Source organism: Paraburkholderia tropica (assembly GCF_914484835.1).
In the GTDB taxonomy this organism is placed as follows: Bacteria; Pseudomonadota; Gammaproteobacteria; order Burkholderiales; family Burkholderiaceae; genus Paraburkholderia; species Paraburkholderia tropica_A.
Window position 1 is genome coordinate 73,976 of the sequence record NZ_CAJZAR010000070.1, and the last position, 18,662, is coordinate 92,637.

At 65.4% G+C, this 18,662-nt stretch carries 13 protein-coding genes and 1 pseudogene; 7 read left to right on the plus strand and 7 right to left on the minus strand.

Going from position 1 to position 18,662, the window contains the following annotated elements; all coding sequences use genetic code 11:
• The first annotated feature begins 352 nt into the window (after positions 1-352).
• The 4 genes from LDO54_RS27015 (at position 353) to LDO54_RS27030 (ending at position 7,271) form a co-directional block, all read left to right on the plus strand.
• Positions 353-1,594 carry a formylglycine-generating enzyme family protein gene (locus tag LDO54_RS27015; protein WP_224013751.1) on the plus strand — a complete coding sequence of 414 codons (1,242 nt, stop codon included), beginning with the start codon at positions 353-355 and terminating at the stop codon, positions 1,592-1,594.
• Positions 1,595-1,669: 75 nt separating this feature from the next.
• The gene (locus LDO54_RS27020) at positions 1,670-2,806 is read left to right on the plus strand and encodes an HAD family hydrolase (protein WP_224013781.1); all 1,137 of its coding nucleotides are present in this window, start codon (positions 1,670-1,672) and stop codon (positions 2,804-2,806) included.
• Between the two features lie 77 nt (positions 2,807-2,883).
• Entirely contained in the window at positions 2,884-4,581 is a 1,698-nt protein-coding gene (locus tag LDO54_RS27025) for an arylsulfatase (protein ID WP_224013753.1), read from the plus strand.
• Between the two features lie 62 nt (positions 4,582-4,643).
• Positions 4,644-7,271 (plus strand): fused MFS/spermidine synthase, encoded by a 2,628-nt coding sequence (locus tag LDO54_RS27030; RefSeq protein ID WP_224013755.1) that lies wholly within the window; start codon positions 4,644-4,646, stop codon positions 7,269-7,271.
• 24 nt (positions 7,272-7,295) lie between these two features.
• On the opposite strand, the gene LDO54_RS27035 is transcribed toward LDO54_RS27030, so the two are convergent.
• Together LDO54_RS27035 and LDO54_RS27040 are read right to left on the minus strand one after the other, a co-directional pair.
• Positions 7,296-7,595: an AzlD family protein gene (locus tag LDO54_RS27035; RefSeq protein ID WP_224013757.1), complete on the minus strand. Its 300-nt coding sequence runs from the start codon at positions 7,593-7,595 to the stop codon at positions 7,296-7,298.
• The gene (locus LDO54_RS27040; RefSeq protein ID WP_224013759.1) at positions 7,588-8,319 is read right to left on the minus strand and encodes an AzlC family ABC transporter permease; all 732 of its coding nucleotides are present in this window, start codon (positions 8,317-8,319) and stop codon (positions 7,588-7,590) included. The genes LDO54_RS27035 and LDO54_RS27040 overlap by 8 nt, the downstream gene beginning before the upstream one ends.
• Before the next feature lie 390 nt (positions 8,320-8,709).
• Between LDO54_RS27040 and LDO54_RS27045 the strand changes: the two genes are divergently transcribed.
• The gene (locus tag LDO54_RS27045; RefSeq protein WP_224013761.1) at positions 8,710-10,185 is read left to right on the plus strand and encodes an amidase; all 1,476 of its coding nucleotides are present in this window, start codon (positions 8,710-8,712) and stop codon (positions 10,183-10,185) included.
• 84 nt (positions 10,186-10,269) lie between these two features.
• Here the strand turns inward: LDO54_RS27045 and LDO54_RS27050 are convergent, their stop codons facing one another.
• The 4 genes from LDO54_RS27050 to LDO54_RS27065 form a co-directional block, all read right to left on the minus strand.
• On the minus strand, positions 10,270-11,109 hold the full coding sequence (locus tag LDO54_RS27050; RefSeq protein WP_224013763.1) for an ABC transporter permease: 840 nt from the start codon (positions 11,107-11,109) through the stop codon (positions 10,270-10,272).
• Between the two features lie 13 nt (positions 11,110-11,122).
• Positions 11,123-12,400: an ABC transporter permease gene (locus LDO54_RS27055; RefSeq protein ID WP_224013783.1), complete on the minus strand. Its 1,278-nt coding sequence runs from the start codon at positions 12,398-12,400 to the stop codon at positions 11,123-11,125.
• A 113-nt stretch (positions 12,401-12,513) separates the two neighbouring features.
• Positions 12,514-13,539 (minus strand): ABC transporter substrate-binding protein, encoded by a 1,026-nt coding sequence (locus tag LDO54_RS27060; protein ID WP_224013785.1) that lies wholly within the window; start codon positions 13,537-13,539, stop codon positions 12,514-12,516.
• 88 nt (positions 13,540-13,627) lie between these two features.
• Positions 13,628-14,719, minus strand: coding sequence for an ABC transporter ATP-binding protein (locus LDO54_RS27065; RefSeq protein WP_224013765.1), 1,092 nt, complete (start codon positions 14,717-14,719; stop codon positions 13,628-13,630).
• 173 nt (positions 14,720-14,892) lie between these two features.
• On the opposite strand from LDO54_RS27065, the gene LDO54_RS27070 reads away from it, so the two are divergent.
• Complete coding sequence (locus LDO54_RS27070; RefSeq protein ID WP_224013767.1) at positions 14,893-16,422, plus strand: PLP-dependent aminotransferase family protein; 1,530 nt, start codon at positions 14,893-14,895, stop codon at positions 16,420-16,422.
• Positions 16,423-16,679: 257 nt separating this feature from the next.
• Positions 16,680-17,168: a GNAT family N-acetyltransferase gene (locus LDO54_RS27075; RefSeq protein ID WP_224013769.1), complete on the plus strand. Its 489-nt coding sequence runs from the start codon at positions 16,680-16,682 to the stop codon at positions 17,166-17,168.
• An 82-nt stretch (positions 17,169-17,250) separates the two neighbouring features.
• On the opposite strand, the pseudogene LDO54_RS27080 reads toward LDO54_RS27075, so the two are convergent.
• Positions 17,251-18,495, minus strand: a pseudogene (locus LDO54_RS27080) (DUF748 domain-containing protein); the annotation flags it as partial.
• Between the last annotated feature and the right edge of the window lie 167 nt (positions 18,496-18,662).

Below are 18,662 nucleotides of genomic sequence, written 5' to 3' on the forward strand. Positions count from 1 at the left end.
ATAAATTGAATGCGCGACACGCCAATCATTACAAAAACAATGCGCTGCCTCATGCGCCCATTAATTTGTTATCTAACATCGCAAGTTGTATGAAAGATTCCCAAAATAATGTTAGCCTAATTGCACCCGAGGCGATTTCACTGCTGTGACACGCATGTTTTTTCGCCTTGAACAATGAAACGCCCTTTCCTTTGAATTATGTTATTCATGGTATTCGAGCATGAATTAGCAATGCGAATTGCATTTGATTCAATCGGCATCGAATACGCCATTGCCATTAGCATTTCAATTTGACGCCTGCCATATCCGCCCATATTGGGCTTTATTGCAGCGCGCCATTGCCGGACATCTCATGGCTACTCAGGATCGCGTCATCGTTGGAACGGGCAAGGCCGCGGCATCGCAAGGTGTCGCGCGTGACGGCGCGCGCCGCCGTTTGCTGCTATGGGGCGCCGGGCTCGTGCTCGTGCCGGCGCTTGCGGGCGGCGGCGTCGGCTGGACGCTCAACGTGCGCGCACACGCGGGCGCGAGCGTCGCGTCCATCGAGGTCGTGCGCGGCAACGGCGTGAACGGGCCGCGCGGCATGGTGTGGGTGCCCGGCGGCGAATTCCAGATGGGCAGCGACGCGCGTCAGGCGCAGCCCAACGAGCGGCCCGCGCACGCGGTGCGCGTGCACGGCTTCTGGATGGACGCGCATCACGTCACGAACGCCGAATTCCGCAAGTTCGTCGAGGCCACGGGCTACGTCACCACGGCCGAGCGCAAGCCCGACTGGGACACGCTCAAGGTGCAGCTGCCGCCCGGCACGGCGCGTCCGCCCGACAGCCAGCTCGTGCCCGGCGCGATGGTGTTCGTCGGCACCGACCAGCCCGTGTCGCTCGCCGATTACTCGCGCTGGTGGCGCTACGTGCCGGGCGCGAACTGGCGTCATCCCGAAGGTCCGCAGAGCAGCCTCGCGGGCAAGGACGATCATCCCGTCGTGCAGGTCTCGTACGAGGACGCGCAGGCCTATGCGAAGTGGGCGGGCGAGCGCCTGCCCACCGAGGCCGAATGGGAATTCGCCGCGCGCGGCGGGCTCGATCAGGCCACCTACGCCTGGGGCAACGACTTCGCGCCGGGCGGCAAGCAGATGGCGAACGTGTGGCAAGGCCAACAGGCGCAGCCGTTCCCGGTGGTGAGCGCGAAAGCGGGCGGCGCGATCGGCACGAGTCCGGTCGGCAGCTTTCCCGCCAATGCCTACGGCCTCTCCGACATGACCGGCAACGCCTGGCAATGGGTCGCCGACTGGTATCGCGCCGACGCGTTCCGCCGCGAGGCCTCGCCCAGCGTCGTCGACAATCCGCATGGCCCGTCCAGTTCGTGGGACCCCGCCGATCCCGGCGTGCCGGTCGAAGCGCCCAAGCGCGTCACGCGCGGCGGCTCGTTCCTCTGCAACGAAGCCTACTGCCTGAGCTATCGCCCGAGCGCGCGGCGCGGCACCGATCCGTACAACAGCATGTCGCATCTGGGCTTTCGCCTCGTGATGGACGAAAGCGCCTGGAAGGATCCGCAGTTGAAGGCGCGCGCCGCGAGCGCGGCGCCGAGCGGCAGCTGAAACGCGCATCACGCTGAGATCGTTGCGCAGACAACCACAACCCGAACGAGAGACAGGCAGCCTCCGATGACCTCGATGCCCGCCACGCCACCACGACGGAACGCCCGCGCACGCCGACTTTGCGCCGCCCTGCTCGCCGCCAGCCTGCTGATCGCGGGCTGCGCGAGCCAGCACGGCGCGCCGGCCGCGAGCGATGCGTCCGCGCAGACGTCGGCGATTCAGCCGTCCGCGTCGGCGCTACCTTCGTGGCAGGACAGCAACGCACGCGCCGCGATCCTCAAGTTCATCGGCGACGTCACGCGCCCCGGCTCGCCCACCTACGTCGCGCCCGAGGCGCGCATCGCCGTGTTCGACAACGACGGCACGCTCTGGAGCGAACAGCCGCAGCCGTTCCAGCTGATGTTCATGACCGATCAGCTCAAGGCCGCCGCGCCGCATCATCCGCAATGGCGGCGCAATCCCGCGTACCGTGCGCTGCTCGCGCACGACGACGCGGCGCTCGCCCGCAATCAGAAAGCGTTTCTGCAATTGCTTTCCGAGGCCAACAGCGGCATGACGACCGACGCCTACGACGCGACGATCCACGCGTGGCTCGCGAACGCGCGGCATCCGAAGTTCGACCGGCTTTATACGGACCTCGTCTATCAGCCGCAGCTCGAACTGCTCGCGCTGCTGCGCGCCAACGGCTTCAAGGTCTACATCGTTTCGGGCGGCACCAGCGAGTTCATGCGCGTGTGGACCGAAGACGCCTATGGCATCGCGCCCGAACAGGTGATCGGCAGCACGGAGCGCCTGCGGTACAGCGCGCGCGACGGCCATGCCGCGCTCGTGCGCGAGCCGGGCTTCGACTTCGTCAACGACGGCGCGGGCAAGCCGGTCGCCATCTACCGCGCCATCGGCCGCCGCCCGATCCTCGCGTTCGGCAACTCGGACGGCGACCGCGAGATGCTCGAATACACGGCGTCGTCGCCCGGCGAGACGCTCGAACTGCTTCTGCATCACGACGACGCCGAACGCGAATTCGCCTACGACCGCGCCTCGAAATGGGCGCGGCTCGACAAGGCCTGGGATGAAGCGAACGCGCGCGGCTGGATCGTCGTGAGCATGAAGGAGGACTGGAGCACCGTCTACCGCACGCCTGAGCCGACAAACCCGGCGAACTCCACAAGCTCGACAGGCTCGACGAATCCACCGAAGCCGGCGAATCCGTAACAGCAAGCGTGCAGCAGCCGGACCGCCCGCGCAGGCAGGCGGCATGACCGAATCGCCCCTGGCACCGGAGCATAACGATGACAAGATTGCCAAGCAGAAAACGCATCGCAACATGGGGGTCCTTGCTCGCACTCGGCGCGGTGTGCGCGGTGTTGATCGTCGCGCCGCCCACGCTTTCCCCGGCGCAGACCACGCAGCCCGCGAAACCGGCACAACCGCCGCAAAAACCGGCCACGCCGCCGCCCGCGCAGAACTCGGGCAAGCCCAATATCCTCGTGATCTTCGGCGACGATATCGGCGTCGGCAACGTGAGCGCCTATACGCAGGGTCTGGTCGGCTATCGCACGCCGAACATCGACCGCATCGCGCACGAAGGCATGATGTTCACCGACTACTACGGCGAAAACAGCTGCACGGCGGGCCGTTCGTCGTTCATCACCGGTCAGTCTCCGCTGCGCACCGGACTCTCGAAAGTGGGTGCGCCGGGCGCGGCCGTCGGGCTGCAAAAGGGCGACATCACCATCGCGCAGGCGCTCAAGCCGCTCGGCTACGCCACCGGCCAGTTCGGCAAAAATCACCTGGGTGACCGAAACGAATATCTGCCGACCAGTCACGGCTTCGACGAGTTCTACGGCAACCTGTATCACCTGAACGCCGAGGAAGAACCCGAGCGCCCGTACTGGCCGAAGGACAAGAACGATCCGTACGTGAAGAACTTTTCGCCGCGCGGCATCATCCACAGCACGGCCGACGGCAAGGTGCAGGATCTCGGCCCGCTCAACACGAAGCGCATGGAAACGATCGACGACGAAACCGGCGCGAAGGCGGCCGATTTCATCCAGCGTCAGGTGAAGGCCAACAAGCCGTTCTTCGTGTGGATGAACTTCACGCGCATGCACATCTACACGCACGTGCGGCCCGAGTTCCGCGGCAAGAGCGGCATGCCCGGCAACGAGTACGCCGACGGCATGTGGGAGCACGATCAGGACGTCGGCAAACTGCTCAAGCTGCTCGACGACTTGAAGATCACCAACAACACCATCGTCGTCTACACGACCGACAACGGTCCGAACGAATTCACCTGGCCCGACGCCGCCGTCTCGCCGTTCCGCAGCGAGAAGGACTCGAACTGGGAAGGCGCGTTCCGCGTGCCCGCGATGGTGCGCTGGCCGGGCCACATCAAGCCGGGTGAAGTCTCGAACCAGATGTTCTCGGGCATGGACTGGTTCCCGACGCTGCTCGACGCGGCCGGCGACGCGGGCGTGAAGGATCGTCTGCTCAAGGGCTGGACGCCCAAGGGCGGCGGCACGAACTTCAAGGTTCACCTCGACGGCTACGACCAGCTGCCCTTCCTCACGGGCAAGACGAACAAGGATCCGCGCACCGAGTTCTACTACTTCAACGACGATGGCGAACTCGTCGCGATGCGCTGGGATTCGGACGGCATGGCGTGGAAGGCGGTGTTCTGCGAGCAGCGCGCGCCGGGCAATTTCAACATCTGGCAGGACCCGTTCGTCTGCCTGCGCGTGCCGAAGATCTTCAATCTGCGCATGGACCCGTACGAACGCGCGGACATCACGTCCGACCAGTACAACGACTGGCTCGCGAAGAACTCGTACCTCACGGCCATCGCGACGATGAAGGCGAGCGTGTTCCTGCAGACCTTCGTGGCGTATCCGCCGAGCCAGCGGCCCGCGAGCTTCAGCATCGACCAGGTGCGCAAGCAGGTCGACCAGAAGATCGACGAAGCCTTCAAGAAACGCGGTCAGCAGTAAGGGCCGCTCCCGCCGGGCGCGCGTGCAGGCCGCGTGCGCCCGGCCTCAAGTTACGTCCGCCGATGATCCCAGTCTCGACTTCCCCCGATCAAGCCGCGCGCCGCGAACGGCGTCGCGATGCAGTCAAGGCCGCCGCCTTCGATCCTGTGCAGACGCGCGCTCTGGCGTCGCCGGTGTCGCTCGCGTTGCTGCTGTTTTTCTCGGGCTGCGCGGCGCTGGTGTATCAGGTGCTTTGGGTCAGGCAGCTCGCGCTCGTCGTCGGCATCGACGTTCATGCGGTGACGACCGGCGTGAGCGCGTTCTTTGGCGGTCTCGCGCTCGGCAGCGCGCTGTTCGGCGCGCGCGCCGACCGCAACGCGCATCCGTTGCGCCTCTATGCGCTGCTCGAAGCCGCGACGCTCGTGCTCGCGCCGCTCGCGACTTTCGGTCTCGCGCATGCCGCCGCGCCGTTCGCGGCGATCGAGGCGCGCGCGGGCGCGCTCGCGTGGGTCGTGCCGTTCTTGCTCGTCGGCCTGCCTGCGATTCCGATGGGCGGCACGCTCCCCGTGCTCGCGCGCGTAATCGGCGACGCTCGGCAAGGCGGCGCGAACGGCGTGGCGAAACGCGGCGGCTGGCTCTACGCGGCGAACACGGCGGGCGCGGTGCTCGGCACGCTTGCCGCATCGTTCGTTTTGATTCCGTTGCTCGGCGTGCAGATGAGTGCGTGCGCCGCCGCGCTGCTCAATGCCGTCGCGGGCGGCGTGGCCTTGCTGCTTGCGCGCGGGAATGCGGCGACGTTTTCAGCAATGACAGCAACGTCGGCAACGTCGGCGGCAGGCGCAACCGCCGCCAGCACCGTCAACGATGCCGATACCAACACCGCCGCCGCGCGCCTCGCCGTCACGCTCTACGCGCTCGCGGGCGGCGTGGCGCTCGGCTACGAAGTGGTCTGGTCGCAGGCCATCGTGCAGTTCATCAGCACGCGCGCGTTCGCGTTTTCGGTCGTGCTCGCGACCTATCTGCTCGGCCTCGCGCTCGGCAGCGCCTGCGCGAGCCGTCACGCCGCGCGCACAAGCGATCCGTGGAGCCGCTTCGCCACGCTGATCGTTGCGGCGGGACTCGTCGCCTTGCTGGAGATCGCCGCCATCGGCGCATGGCTGCCGCACGCGCAAACCCAACTCGCGCAGACGGTCATGAGCCACACCGGCAGCCTGCTCGCCGCGATGTGCGCGCGCTTCGCGCTCGCGGCGCTGGTCGTCGTGTTCGTGCCGACCTTGCTGCTCGGCGCGGCCTTTCCGTTCGCCGTGCGACTCGGTGCGCAACGCGGGCGCGTGGGCCACAGCGTCGGCGCGCTGCTCGCGCTCAACACGGCGGGCGGCATCGCGGGCGCCGTGCTCGCGGGCTTCGTGCTGGTGCCCGCGCTCGGCCTCGTCCGCGCGCTCGCCGTGCTGGCGATCGCGGCGGCGGCGCTCGGCGTGATCGCCGTCATCAACGGACCGGACGTGCGCCGCGTGGGACGCTGGGCCGTCGGTGCGCTTGTGCTCGGCACCGCCTGCGCCGCGCTGCTCACGCCGCCCGACCGCTTCGCCACGCTGCTCGCGCGCACGCACGGCGGCACGCTGAGCGCCTACGAGGAGAGCGCCGGATCGACCGTCGCCGTACTCGAACAAAGCGCGGGCGAGCATCGCTTCAAGCGTCTCTACATTCAGGGCGTATCGAATTCCGGCGATGCGATGACCTCGCAGCGCTATATGCGTCTGCAAGCGCTGCTGCCGCTGCTGATCGACCGGCAGACGCCGCGTTCCGCGCTCGTGATCGGCCTTGGCACCGGCATCACGGGCGGCGCGCTGCTCGCGTATCCGGGCCTCGAACAACGCGTGATCGCCGAATTGCTGCCCGCCGTGGTACGGGCCGCGCCGCGTTTCGCGGGCAACTTCGACGTGACGCGCGACCCGCGCGTGCAGATCCACACGCGCGACGGCCGCCGCGAACTGCTGTCGAGCGCGCAGCGTTACGACCTGATCACGCTGGAACCGCCGCCGCCTTCGGCAGCAGGCGTCGCCAATCTCTATTCGACCGACTTCTACGCGCTCGCGGCGGCGCGTTTGCAGCCGGGCGGACTGGTCGCGCAATGGCTGCCGCTCGCCACGCAGAACGAGGACGATACGCGCGCGCTGATCCGCAGCTTCACGCAGGTGTTTCCGTATGCCACGCTCTGGACCACGGAACTGCACGAAACGCTGCTGATCGGCTCGATGCAGCCGATCGAACTGAACGTGCCGCGCATTCGCGCACGCTTCGAGAATCCTTCTGTTTCCGAAGCATTGCGCGCGGTCGGCATCGCGTCGCCGGCCGCGTTGCTCGCGACTTACGTAACCGATCGCGCGGGACTCGAATACTACGCCGCCGACGCGCGCCCGGTCACCGACGACCGTCCGCGCATCGAATACGCACGCTGGCCGCGCCGCGAGGCGTTTCCGCAGACGCTCTCGCACATGATGGAGTTACGCAGCACGCCGCCGCTCGTCGGCGCCGACGCGGCCTTTCTCGCGGATCTGGCGCAACAGGGCGCGGTGCTCGAAACCTTCTATCACGCGTCGCTCGACGCGTACTCGGGCAATCGCGATGGCTGGTCGCAGTCGATCGAGCAGGTGATCGGCGCCGATCCGCACAACCCGTATTACCGCTGGTTCACGGGCGATACGGAGTAGCGCGCCGACGCTCGAATCACGCGTTCAACCGACGAAGTGGCGCAGCAGCCCCGTCGCCACCACGCCGATCACAACCGTCGGCAACAGCGAAAGCCGCATGGCGGCGACGAGCGTCACCGCGAGGCCGAGCAGATCGGCGGGACGGCTGGAGACGAACGCGGGCGCGATCACCGAAATCAGCACGCAGCCCGGCACGTTCTGCATGATGGCCTGCATGCGCGGGCTCAGCGTGCGGTCGCGCAGCACGATGAAACCGACCACGCGCGTCGCGTAAGTCGACGCGGCCATCAGCACGATGGTCAATGCGGTGGTCCAGTCAAGCATCGCGCTTCTCCATCGCGACCGCCGCCAGCAGACCGGCGCACGCGCCCGCCGCGACATACCACGCGCCCGGCACCAGCCGGTACGTGATGCCCGCCACCACGAGGCTCACGAACCACGGGCTCGATGCGCGCGCGCCCTTCCACATGCCCTTGAGCAGCACGAGGAAAACGGCCGTGAAGGCCATGTCGAAGCCGTAGCGCTCCACGTCGCCGAGCACCGGACCGAAGACGGCGCCGAGCGCCGTGAACGCCACCCAGGTGAGCCACAGGTTCACGGCCGCGCCCAGGTAGTAGGCGAGGCTGATGGATTCGTGCTTGCGCGCGTTGGCATCGGCGAGCGCGAGCGCCCAGCTCTCGTCGCACATCAGGAACAGCGCCGCCAGCGCGCGCGGCAGCGGCACGTGGCGCATGCGGGGCGCGAGCGCGGCGCCCATCAGGATATGGCGCGCGTTCACGAGCACCGACATCAGGACGATCAGCGCGATATGCGGCGGCGAAGTCCACAGGCGCACGGCCGTGAATTCCGAGCCGCCCGCGAAATTCATCCCCGTCATCATCGGCACTTCGAGGGCGCTGAGGCCTTTCTGGGCGGCCTGCGCGCCCAGCACGAGCGCGAACGGCACGAAACCCAGCATCACGGGCAGCGCGGCGCGCATCCCTCGGGCCATTTCGGCGCGGACCAGCGAGGCGCGCGATGCCACCGAGGGCGAATACAAACTACTCATTACCTTTCCTTCAACCAGATCTTCAATCAAGCGACGAGAACGAAGCCTGGCACGCCGTCCGGGCGTCTGGCTTGAACATTCCTGCGGTCGGCGCGTGCTCGTGCGGCGCTCTCGCGCGTTGTTTCCGTTTTCGCGGCGGCGCATGCGCCCCAATTCCGGGGCTGCCCGATCCGCGAGAGGCGCTATTGTCGTCACCGCGATTACAAAATGCAAACGGCGCAGACAGTGCAAACCGAGCAGACGGCGCAAACCGGCGAAGCGCGCCAGGCGGCAACCGTTGATTCACGCGGCAACCAGCCGTGCGCTTTCGCTCGCACGCGGGCCAGGCGACAATGAACCGGACCCCGCTCCAGCCGCCCCATCCGTCACCATCTTCACCGAGAGTCACGCATGAATCAGGCATTGCCCTCCTCCGCCCCGCTCACGCCGCACGACATCGTCGCCGCCGACGCGCTCGAACTATCGCAATGGATCCGCCTGCGCAAGGTCTCGTGCCGCGAAGTGATGCAGGCCTTCCTCGACCACATCGCGCGCGTGAACACGCCGGCCAATGCCATCGTGTCGATGCGCGAACGCGGCGCGCTGCTGGCCGAAGCGGACGAGCGCGACGCGCAGCTCGCGCGCGGCGAGCATCTCGGCTGGCTGCACGGCATCCCGCAAGCGCCGAAGGATCTCTCGGCGACGGCGGGCATCGTCTCGACGCAAGGCTCGCCGATCTTCCGCGACGAAGTGCCGAAGGCCGACGCGCTGATGGTCGCCCGACTGCGCGCGCAAGGCGCGATCTTTATCGGCAAGACCAATTCGCCGGAGTTCGGGCTCGGCTCGCACACCTACAACACGGTGTTCGGCACGACGCTCAACGCCTACGATCCGAGCCGCAGCGCGGGCGGCAGCAGCGGCGGCAGCGCCGTCGCGCTGGCGCTGCGCATGCTGCCGGTCGCCGACGGCAGCGACATGATGGGCTCGCTGCGCAATCCCGCGGGCTGGAACAACGTGTTCGGCTGCCGTCCGTCGCAAGGCCGCGTGCCCAACGCGCCCGCCGTCGATCTGTTCTACAACCAGCTCGGCAGCGCGGGGCCGATGGGCCGCAGCGTGCCCGACCTCGCCATGCTGCTCGCGACGCAAGCGGGCTACGACGCGCGCGCGCCGCTCTCGCTCGGCGACGATCCCGCGCAGTTCACCGCGCCGCTCGCGCGCGATTTCGGCGGCACGCGCATCGGCTGGCTCGGCGACTACGGCGGCTATCTGCCGATGCAGGACGGCGTGCTCGCGCTCTGCGAGACGGCGCTCAAGGACTTCGGCGCGATCGGCTGCGCGGTCGAGGCCGCGCGTCCCGACTATCCGATGGAAAAGCTCTGGGATTGCTGGCGCACGCTGCGCCACTTCTCCGTGGCGGGCACGCTCGGCGCGCTCTGGCGCGACCCGGCGAAGCGCGCGCTGCTCAAGCCGGAAGCGCAATGGGAAGTGGAAGGCGGGCTCGCGCTCTCGGGCGAGGACGTATGGAACGCGTCGGTCGCGCGCAGCCAGTGGTACAACGCGCTGCTCGCGCTGTTCGAACGCTACGATTATCTGGCGCTGCCGAGCGCGCAACTGTTCGCCTTCGATGCGAACGAGCATTGGCCGAAGTCGATTGCGGGCCGCGCGATGGACACGTATCACCGCTGGATGGAAGTGGTGATCGGCGCGAGTCTCGCGGGCCTGCCCGTGGTCAGCGTGCCGGCCGGCTTCAACGCGCAGGGCCAGCCGATGGGTCTGCAACTGATCGGCAAGCCGCGCGCCGATTTCGCCGTGCTGCAACTCGCGAATGCCTATGACGAAGCCACGCGTTGGGTGAAGCGGCGCGTGCCCGCCAGCCTGGGCGCATGACGCAATCGAGTGTGTGTGTCGGCTAATGAAAAAGCGGCGCATCTGCGCCGCTTTTTCTATTTCACCACTTGTTTTATGGTGTTTTCAGGCCTTGACCGCACGCGCTGCATTACGCCCGCGCAGCCATTCGAGCGCCAGCAGCAGGCAGGTCGAAAACACGATCAGGATCGTCGCGAGCGCGGCAATCGTCGGGCTGATGTTTTCGCGGATGCCGGTGAACATCTGACGCGGCAGCGTCGTCTGATCGGCGCCCGCGAGGAACAGCGTGACGACCACTTCGTCGAACGAAGTCGCGAACGCGAACAGCGCGCCCGAAATCACGCCCGGCGCGATCACGGGCAGCGTGATGCGGAAGAACGTCGTCACCGGATTCGCGCCCAGCGAGAGGCTCGCGCGCACGAGATTGTGATTGAAGCCCGCGAGCGTGGCCGACACCGTCGTCACCACGAAGGGCACGCCCAGCGACGCGTGCGCGAGAATCAGCCCGATATACGTGTTGGCGAGGCCGAGCGGCGCGAAGAACAGATACATGCCGACGCCCACGACCACCACCGGCACGATCATCGGCGAAATGAGGATCGCCATCAGCACCGACTTGCCGCGGAAGTCGGCCTTGTTCAGACCGATGGCCGCGAGCGTGCCGAGCACCGTGGCCACCACGGTGGCGAGCGGCCCGACGATGAAGCTGTTTTTCGCGGCCATGCGCCACTCGTCGGACATCACGAGGTTTTCGTACCAGCGCATCGACCAGCCCGGAATCGGATAGACGAGGAAGGTGCTCGACGAGAACGACAGCGGCACGATCGCCAGCACGGGCAGGATCAGATACAGCAGCGTGAGCACGGCGAGGCCGCGCAGCGTGAAGTACCAGATGCGTTCGATGCCCGACGTATGCGGCGCAAAAAGCGGTTTCGCGAATTTCATGACGTGGCCTCCGTTAGCCGAGGCTCAGGTTCGTGCGCGTGAAGCGCACGTAGACGAAATACAGCACGGTCGTGGCCGCGAGCAGCAGCGCGCCGAGCGAGCACGCCATGCCCCAGTTGATCGACACGTTCGTGAAGTACGCCACGTAGTAGCTCACCATCTGGTCGGCCGGACCGCCGAGCAGCGCGGGCGTGATGTAGTAGCCGATCGAGAGGATGAACACGAGCAGCACGCCCGCGCCGATGCCCGGATAGGTCTGCGGCACGTACACGCGCCAGAAGGCCGCGAACGGATGGCTGCCGAGCGAGACGGCCGCGCGCTGATACGTCGGCGGAATCGCCTTCATCACGCTGTAGAGCGGCAGCACCATGAAGGGCAGCAGAATGTGCGTCATCGAGATATAGACGCCCACGCGGTTGAACAGCAGCGAGAGCGGCGACGAAATGATGCCGGTGCCGATCAGCGCCTTGTTCACGAGGCCTTCGCTTTGCAGGATCACGATCCACGCGGCCACGCGCACGAGAATCGATGTCCAGAACGGAATGAGCACGAGGATCATCACGAGATTCGCGCGGCGCTCGGAGAGCGTCGAGATCCAGTACGCGAGCGGATAGCCGAGCGCGAGCGCGAACAACGTGACGAACACGCTGATCACGAAGGTGCGGCCGAAGACGGAGAGGTAGATCTGCTGGTCGGGATCGGCGGGCACGATGCTGCCGAACGCGTCCTGCTTGTGGTCGAGCGAGGCGAGCAGATAGAACGGCGAATAGCGCCCACTGTTCTTCGCGATGGCCTGCCAGTACGCGACGTCGTTCCAGCGGTCGTCGAGTTCGACGATTTTGGCGCGCGTCTGTGCGGGCGTGAGCGTGAGCGGCTTGCCGTCGTCGTCGGCGAGCGGCATGGCGCGCGCGGTCTTCGCCACCAGCGAGCGGTAGCCCGCGATTTCCACGTTCAGGCGGCGCGCGAGCGCGCCCATGGCGTCGCCATCCTGCACCGCCGTGAGGTCTTGCGCGAGCGCGGCATAGGCCGCGTCGGGCGGCGCGCTCTTGCGGTCCCAGCCGTGCAGCGCCGCGACCGTGTGTGGCAGCGCGGTGGCCACTTCGGGATTCTGCACGGCGCGCGTGAGCAGCGCCGCAATCGGCACGACGAAAATCAGCAACAGAAAGATCGCCAGCGGCGCGATCAGCAGCAGCGCCATCGTGCGCTTCTTCGCCTGCGCGAGGCGCAGTTCGCGCTTGAGGCGCGCGCTCGATTCGCCTGCGTTGTCGGCGACGTTGGTCGCGGTCGTCATCGTTGTCACATCAAGTCTCCTGCACTGCCTCCGTTGCCGCGCGGCGCGCCCTGCTCGTTGCAAGGTGCGCCGCGCCACGGATACTTCAACGGTTCATGCGCCGATTCAGGCTGTTACTTCGCGGCCCACGAGGCGAAGCGCTGCTCCAGTTCGTCGCCGTGGTCGGTCCAGAACGTGAGGTTCTGCTGCACCGCGTTCTTGCCGTTGGCCGGCGAGTTCGGCAGGTTTGCCAGCGTCTTCTCGTCGAGCGCCTTGATGGCGTTCTGGTTCACCGGACCGTAGGCGATGTGCTTCGCGTACTCCTGCTGCGGCTTCGGCGAGAGCGTGTAAGCGATGTACTTGAGCGCCGCGTCCTTGTTCGGCGAGCCCTTCGGAATCGCCCAGTAGTCCAGATCGTAGATGCTGCCGTTCCAGACGACCTTGAGGTTCTTGCCTTCGCGCTGCGCGGCGTCGATACGGCCGTTGAAGGCCGTGGACATCACCACGTCGCCGGCCACGAGGAACTGCGGCGGCTGCGCGCCCGCTTCCCACCACTGGATGTTCGGCTTCAGTTCGTCGAGCTTCTTGAACGCGCGGTCCTGGCCCGCCTTCGTCGAGAGCACCTTGTAGACGTCCTGCGGCGCGACGCCGTCGGCCATCAGCGCGAATTCGAGGTTGTACTGCGCGCCCTTGCGCATGCCGCGCTTGCCCGGGAATTTCTTCGTGTCCCAGAAGTCGGCCCAGCTCGTGGGCGCGGTCTTGAGCTTGTCGGCGTTATAGGCGAGCGCCGTCGACCACACGAAGAAGCCCGCGCCGCACGGCTGCTGCGCGGCCTTCATGAAGTCGCTCTTGTTGCCGAGCTTCGACCAGTCGAGCTTCTCGTACAGGCCTTCGTCGCAGCCGCGCGCGATGTCGCCCGTTTCGACTTCCACCACGTCCCAGTTCACGTGCTTGGCTTCGACCATCGCCTTGACCTTGGCCTGCTCGCCGTTGTACTCGACGACCGTGATCTTGGTGCCCGACTGCGCCTGGTACGGCTCGTTGAAGGCCGCCTTCTGCGCGTTGCCATTCGCGCCGCCGAAGTTCACGACCGTGAGTTCCGCCGCGTGCGCCGCGCCGAACGAGAGTGCGAGCGTGGCCGCGACCGCCGCAACGCGCATGTTGCCGATCTTCTTCATGGTGAGTCCCTTCTCCTTGGTGGTTTGTCTTGCCGGGCCCTTCAGCACGAGAGGCGTGGCCCGGTCGTCTTCACGCGAACACGCGCAGATGTTCGGGCGCAAACTCGAGCGCGACCGGCTGGCCGGGCGCGAAACCGGCGAGCGCTTCAGTGCCGAGCGGCACCTTCACGAAGCACTCGTCCTGCTGGGGCAGACCGCAGCGCATGCGCACGTGGTCGCCGTAATAGATCAGACTGCGCGCCTCGCCCGCGATGGCGTTCGAGCCGTTCACAGCGCCATTCGCGGAGAGCTTCATGCGCTCGGGACGGATGCACGCGATGGCGTCGGCGCCCGCTTGCGCGCCCGCGACGTTGCGGCCCTTGAGGCGCGTGCCGTCGGCCAGATGGATTTCGCAGAACTCGCCTTCGACCGAGGCGATCTTGCCGCGCAGACGATTGCTGTCGCCGATGAAGTTCGCGACGAACTCGTTGCACGGCGACTCATAGAGACGGTCCACGCTGTCGAGCTGCTGCACGATGCCCTTGTCGAACACCGCGACGCGGTCCGACATGGTGAGCGCCTCGCCCTGATCGTGCGTGACGTAGACGAAGGTCACGCCGAGCTTCTCGTGCAGCGACTTCAGTTCGTACTGCATATGTTCGCGCAGTTGCTTGTCGAGCGCGCCGAGCGGCTCGTCCATCAGCACGAGCTTGGGCTGGAACACCAGCGCGCGCGCCAGCGCGATACGCTGCTGCTGACCGCCCGACAATTGCGCCGGATAACGCTTCGCGAAGCTTTCCATGCGCACCATCTTGAGCGCGTCGTTCACGCGCGCCGCGCGCTCGCCGGCGGGCACCTTGCGCACGCCCAGCGGATACGCCACGTTCTGCTCGACCGTCATGTGCGGGAACAGCGCGTAGTTCTGAAACACCATGCCGATGTCGCGCTTGTGCGGCGGCACGTTGTTGAGCAGCTTGCCTTCGAGGCGGATCTCGCCGCCGGTGGGAAACTCGAAGCCCGCGAGCATCATCAGACACGTGGTCTTGCCCGAGCCGGACGGCCCCAGCAGCGTCAGGAACTCGCCCTGATAGATGTCCAGATCGAGTTGCTTCACGACCAGCGTTTCGCCGTCGTAGGTCTTGCGCACGCCGCGAAAGCTGACGATCACGTCCGAGTGCTTCATCGCCCAGTCTCCTGTCTCTATTCCCGTATTGCCGCGAACCTTGCCGCGAACCGCCGATCCGGCGCGATTAAATAAATTCTGTCGCGAGCATTAACCGGATCTGACGTGCGGATTACTATAGTCGGTCCCGGCTCTATCCAATGGAGCCATTTCATTATTCCTGATGGAACCACTTGGTCATGGTCATTTTGTCCGACTGGCTGGCCGCGCAGCTTGATAAGAACGACGTCGAACCCGTCTACCGCCAACTGCTGCGGCTGATGCAGCAGGCCATCCTGACCGGCAAGCTCGCGCCCGGCACCAAGCTGCCCAGCTCGCGCACGCTCGCCGGCGACCTCGGCATCGCGCGCAATACGGTGCTGCACGTCTACGACCAGCTGAGCGCCGAAGGCTACGTGCTCTCGACCACCGGCAGCGGCACCTATGTGGCCGATACGCGCCCGGACTCCGCCGCCGTCGGCCCGCGCGTCGCCGCGCCTGCGCCGGACGGCGCCGAGCCAAGCGCCGCTTCCGCCGAACCCGCGACGTGCCCGCGCGGCGACATGTCCGTGCGCGGCCAGCGCCTGATCGACGAAGCGGGCGTCTCCGCCAAGCAATGGGGCGCGTTCATGCCCGGCGTGCCGGACGTAGCCGAGTTTCCCGCGCGCACCTGGAGCCGCCTGCAATCGCGGCTCTGGAAGTCGGCGAGCCACGACCTGCTGACCTACGCGCCGGGCGGCGGGTATCGTCCGCTGCGGCGCGCGTTGTCCGACTATCTGCGCGTCGCGCGCTCCGTGCGCTGCACGCCGGACCAGATCATCATCACGACAGGTATTCATCAGTCGATCGACCTCGCCGTGCGCCTGCTCGCCGACCACGGCGACCGCGCGTGGGTCGAGGAGCCGTGCTACTGGGGCGCGCGCAGCGTGCTGCAAGCCTCGGGCATCAAGCTCGCGCCGATTCCTGTGGATGCCGAAGGATTGAATCCGCGCGAATCGGATCTGCGCCATCCGCCGCGCATGGCGCTCGTGACGCCGTCGCATCAGTATCCGCTCGGCATGGTGATGAGCCTCGCGCGGCGGCGCACGTTGCTCGAATACGCGCGTCAACACAAAGTGTGGATCATCGAGGACGATTACGACAGCGAATTTCGTTACGGCAGCCGGCCGCTTGCGTCGCTGCAAGGGCTCGATGAATCGGATCGCGTGATTTACGTGGGCAGTCTGGGGAAGATGCTGTTTCCGGGCTTGCGCATGGGCTATATGGTGGTGCCGGAGCGGCTTGCGGCCACGTTTCGCGCGGGCGTGGCGGAGCTGTATCGCGAGGGGCAGTTGATGCAGCAGGCCGTGCTCGCGGAGTTCATCATGGATGGTTATCTGACTTCGCATGTGCGCCGGATGCGCACGCTGTATGGCGAGCGGCGGCAATTGCTGATCGATGCGGTGACGCGGCATTTCGGTGACGCGTTGCCTGTGATGGGCGATGAGGCCGGGCTGCATTTCGTGTTAGGTCTGCCCGAGCATTGCGATGATCGCGAGGTCACGGCGGCGGCTTATGACGCGGGGGTGATCGTGCGGCCGCTGGCTTCTTATTATCTCGGCAAGCAGCAGAGGAAAGGATTGCTAACGGGTTATGCGTGTGTGCCGCATGAGCATATCGAGCCCGCGTTCGCTACGCTTGCAAGGGTGATCGAGAAGTATGCGTTTGGGAAACAGGCGGCTTGAATTCGGTGGTTGTGCGGCGGTGCGTTGACAGCGGCTGTTGCTTGAATCCGCCAGAAGCGGATATTCGTTTTCTTCAGAAATGGTCGTCGGCAGTGGCTATTGTGGTTTCTGGAGCAGCCCATCCGTCATTTTTTTAAGTGATAGACTCAAAAACGACAGGAAGGTTGGGTCGATCAGAAACTGCGACTCGTCGGCAGGACCGATGCGGACGACTATGTTTAAGCCTGGAGAGTGGAAGTGAAGGAACGACGCCCAGTATGAATATTCGCTTAGCCGTTAAAGCTGATTTTGAGGCCATGTGGCCCATCTTTCAGCAGGTTGTCAGTGACGAAACCACTTACGTGTTTGCCCCGGATACCCCTTACGAGGACGCTTTCGCCTACTGGTTTGGTCCTGGCGTTGTCTCCTACGTCGCGGAGGATGATGGGCAAATCGTGGGCATGTATCTACTGACGGCCAACCGGCGAGACCTGGGCAATCATGTCGCCAACGCCTCGTTCATGGTCTCGCCTGGACATAGCGGTAAAGGTATTGGCCAGAGATTGGGATTGCACTGCTTGCAGGAGGCCAGGAAAGCCGGTTATGAGGCGATGCAATTCAACTTTGTGATCAGCACCAATGAGGCCGCAGTCGCGCTTTGGCAGAAGCTGGGCTTTTCGATTGTGGGAACGCTGCCCAAGGTATTTCGCCACAAAAAATTGGGCTACGTCGATGCCTATGTCATGCATCGCTTCCTGACTGATTAACGACGGATTCAACCGCCACTCCCCGGCATTCCACAAAAAAAAGCGCGCCAAAATTGGCGCGCTTTTTTTCATCCTCATCGGCTTACTTCAACCCAAAATCCACCCGCGTCGTCGCGCCCTTATCGTCGATACCCTTCGCATCGAGTTTAGGCGCCACCACGAACACGCGGCTCGGATCGACCTTCCCTTCAAAATACTGCTGCACCGCCTGCGCGCGCTTCTGCGCCAGCTCGCGCAGCGTGGCGTCGTCCACCGGCGCGTGTTCCGCGAGCGCCTGCTTCATATCGTCCTCGGGCAGCGTCTTCGTCAGCCCGATCATATTGCGCGGCTTCTTGAAATCGCCCGCCTTATAGGCCTTCTCCAGATACTTGCCGTACTCCTTCGAGTCGACCTTCACTTCCGACGTATCCACGCTTTCGCCGTTGCCCACGGTGTCCTTCACCTTCTGCTGGCGCACGAGACGATCCACGTACTGCTCGCGCAGCGCGGGCGTATCGACAGCCGGATCGACGCGGCCGATCAAATCGATCTTGATCGACGGCTTGTCGTCGAGCGCCTTGGCGATGGTGTCGAGCTTCTTCGTGTCGGCGTCGCTGAGCGTGGCCGTGCCCGGCGCGAACTCCACGTAGCCCAGTTCCTCGCCGCTGCCGCCGAACGCATTCGCGAGCAGCGAGAACGGCGCGGTCACGGCCTTCGCGATCAGGTTCAGCACCGCCTTCCAGATCAGTCCGCCGATGCTGAACTCGGGATTCGCGAGCGAGCCCGAAACCGGAATGTTCACGTCGATTTCGCCGCGCCGGTTCTTGAGCAGCGAGATCGCGAGCCGCACCGGCAGCTTCGTGGCCGTGTCGTTCTGGACGTGATCGCCGAACGTCAGCTGGTCGATAAAAATATGGTTGTTCGCCGTGAGCTGATCGTCGGCGAGCTGGTAATGCAGGTCGACGTTGAGCTTGCCCTTGGTGATCGGATAGCCCGCGTACTTCGCCGAATACGGCGTGAGGTTCGTCAGCTCGATGTCGTGCGCGCTCGCCGTGAGATCGAGCGACGGCTTGGCGATCAGCGGATTCACCGTGCCCTTGATCGTGATCGGCCCGTTGGCTGCGAGCTTCGCCGAGACATCGACGGGCGCGGGCGTGGTCGACTCCGTGCCGAACGCGCCCACCGTGCCCTGAATCTGCACGAGATCGGCCGTGTAGTTCGGCTTGATGAAGTTGTCGGTGTAGTTCACGCGGCCGCCTTGCAGCACGAGCTGGCCGAAGTGCAGGCGCACCGGATTCTTAGGCGGCTGCGCGGCCGTCACGGTCGCGGCCGCGCCCGACGCGGCAGCGGGCGCCGACGCCGTCTCGACCGGCGCGTGGCCGCGCTCGCAGATCGGAAGAGCACACGTCTGAACTCCAGTCACAGTCAACAATCTCGTATGCCGTCTTCTGCTTGAAAAAAAAAAAAAAAAAAAAAAAAAAAAAAAAAAAAAAAAAAAAAAAAATCAAAAAAGAA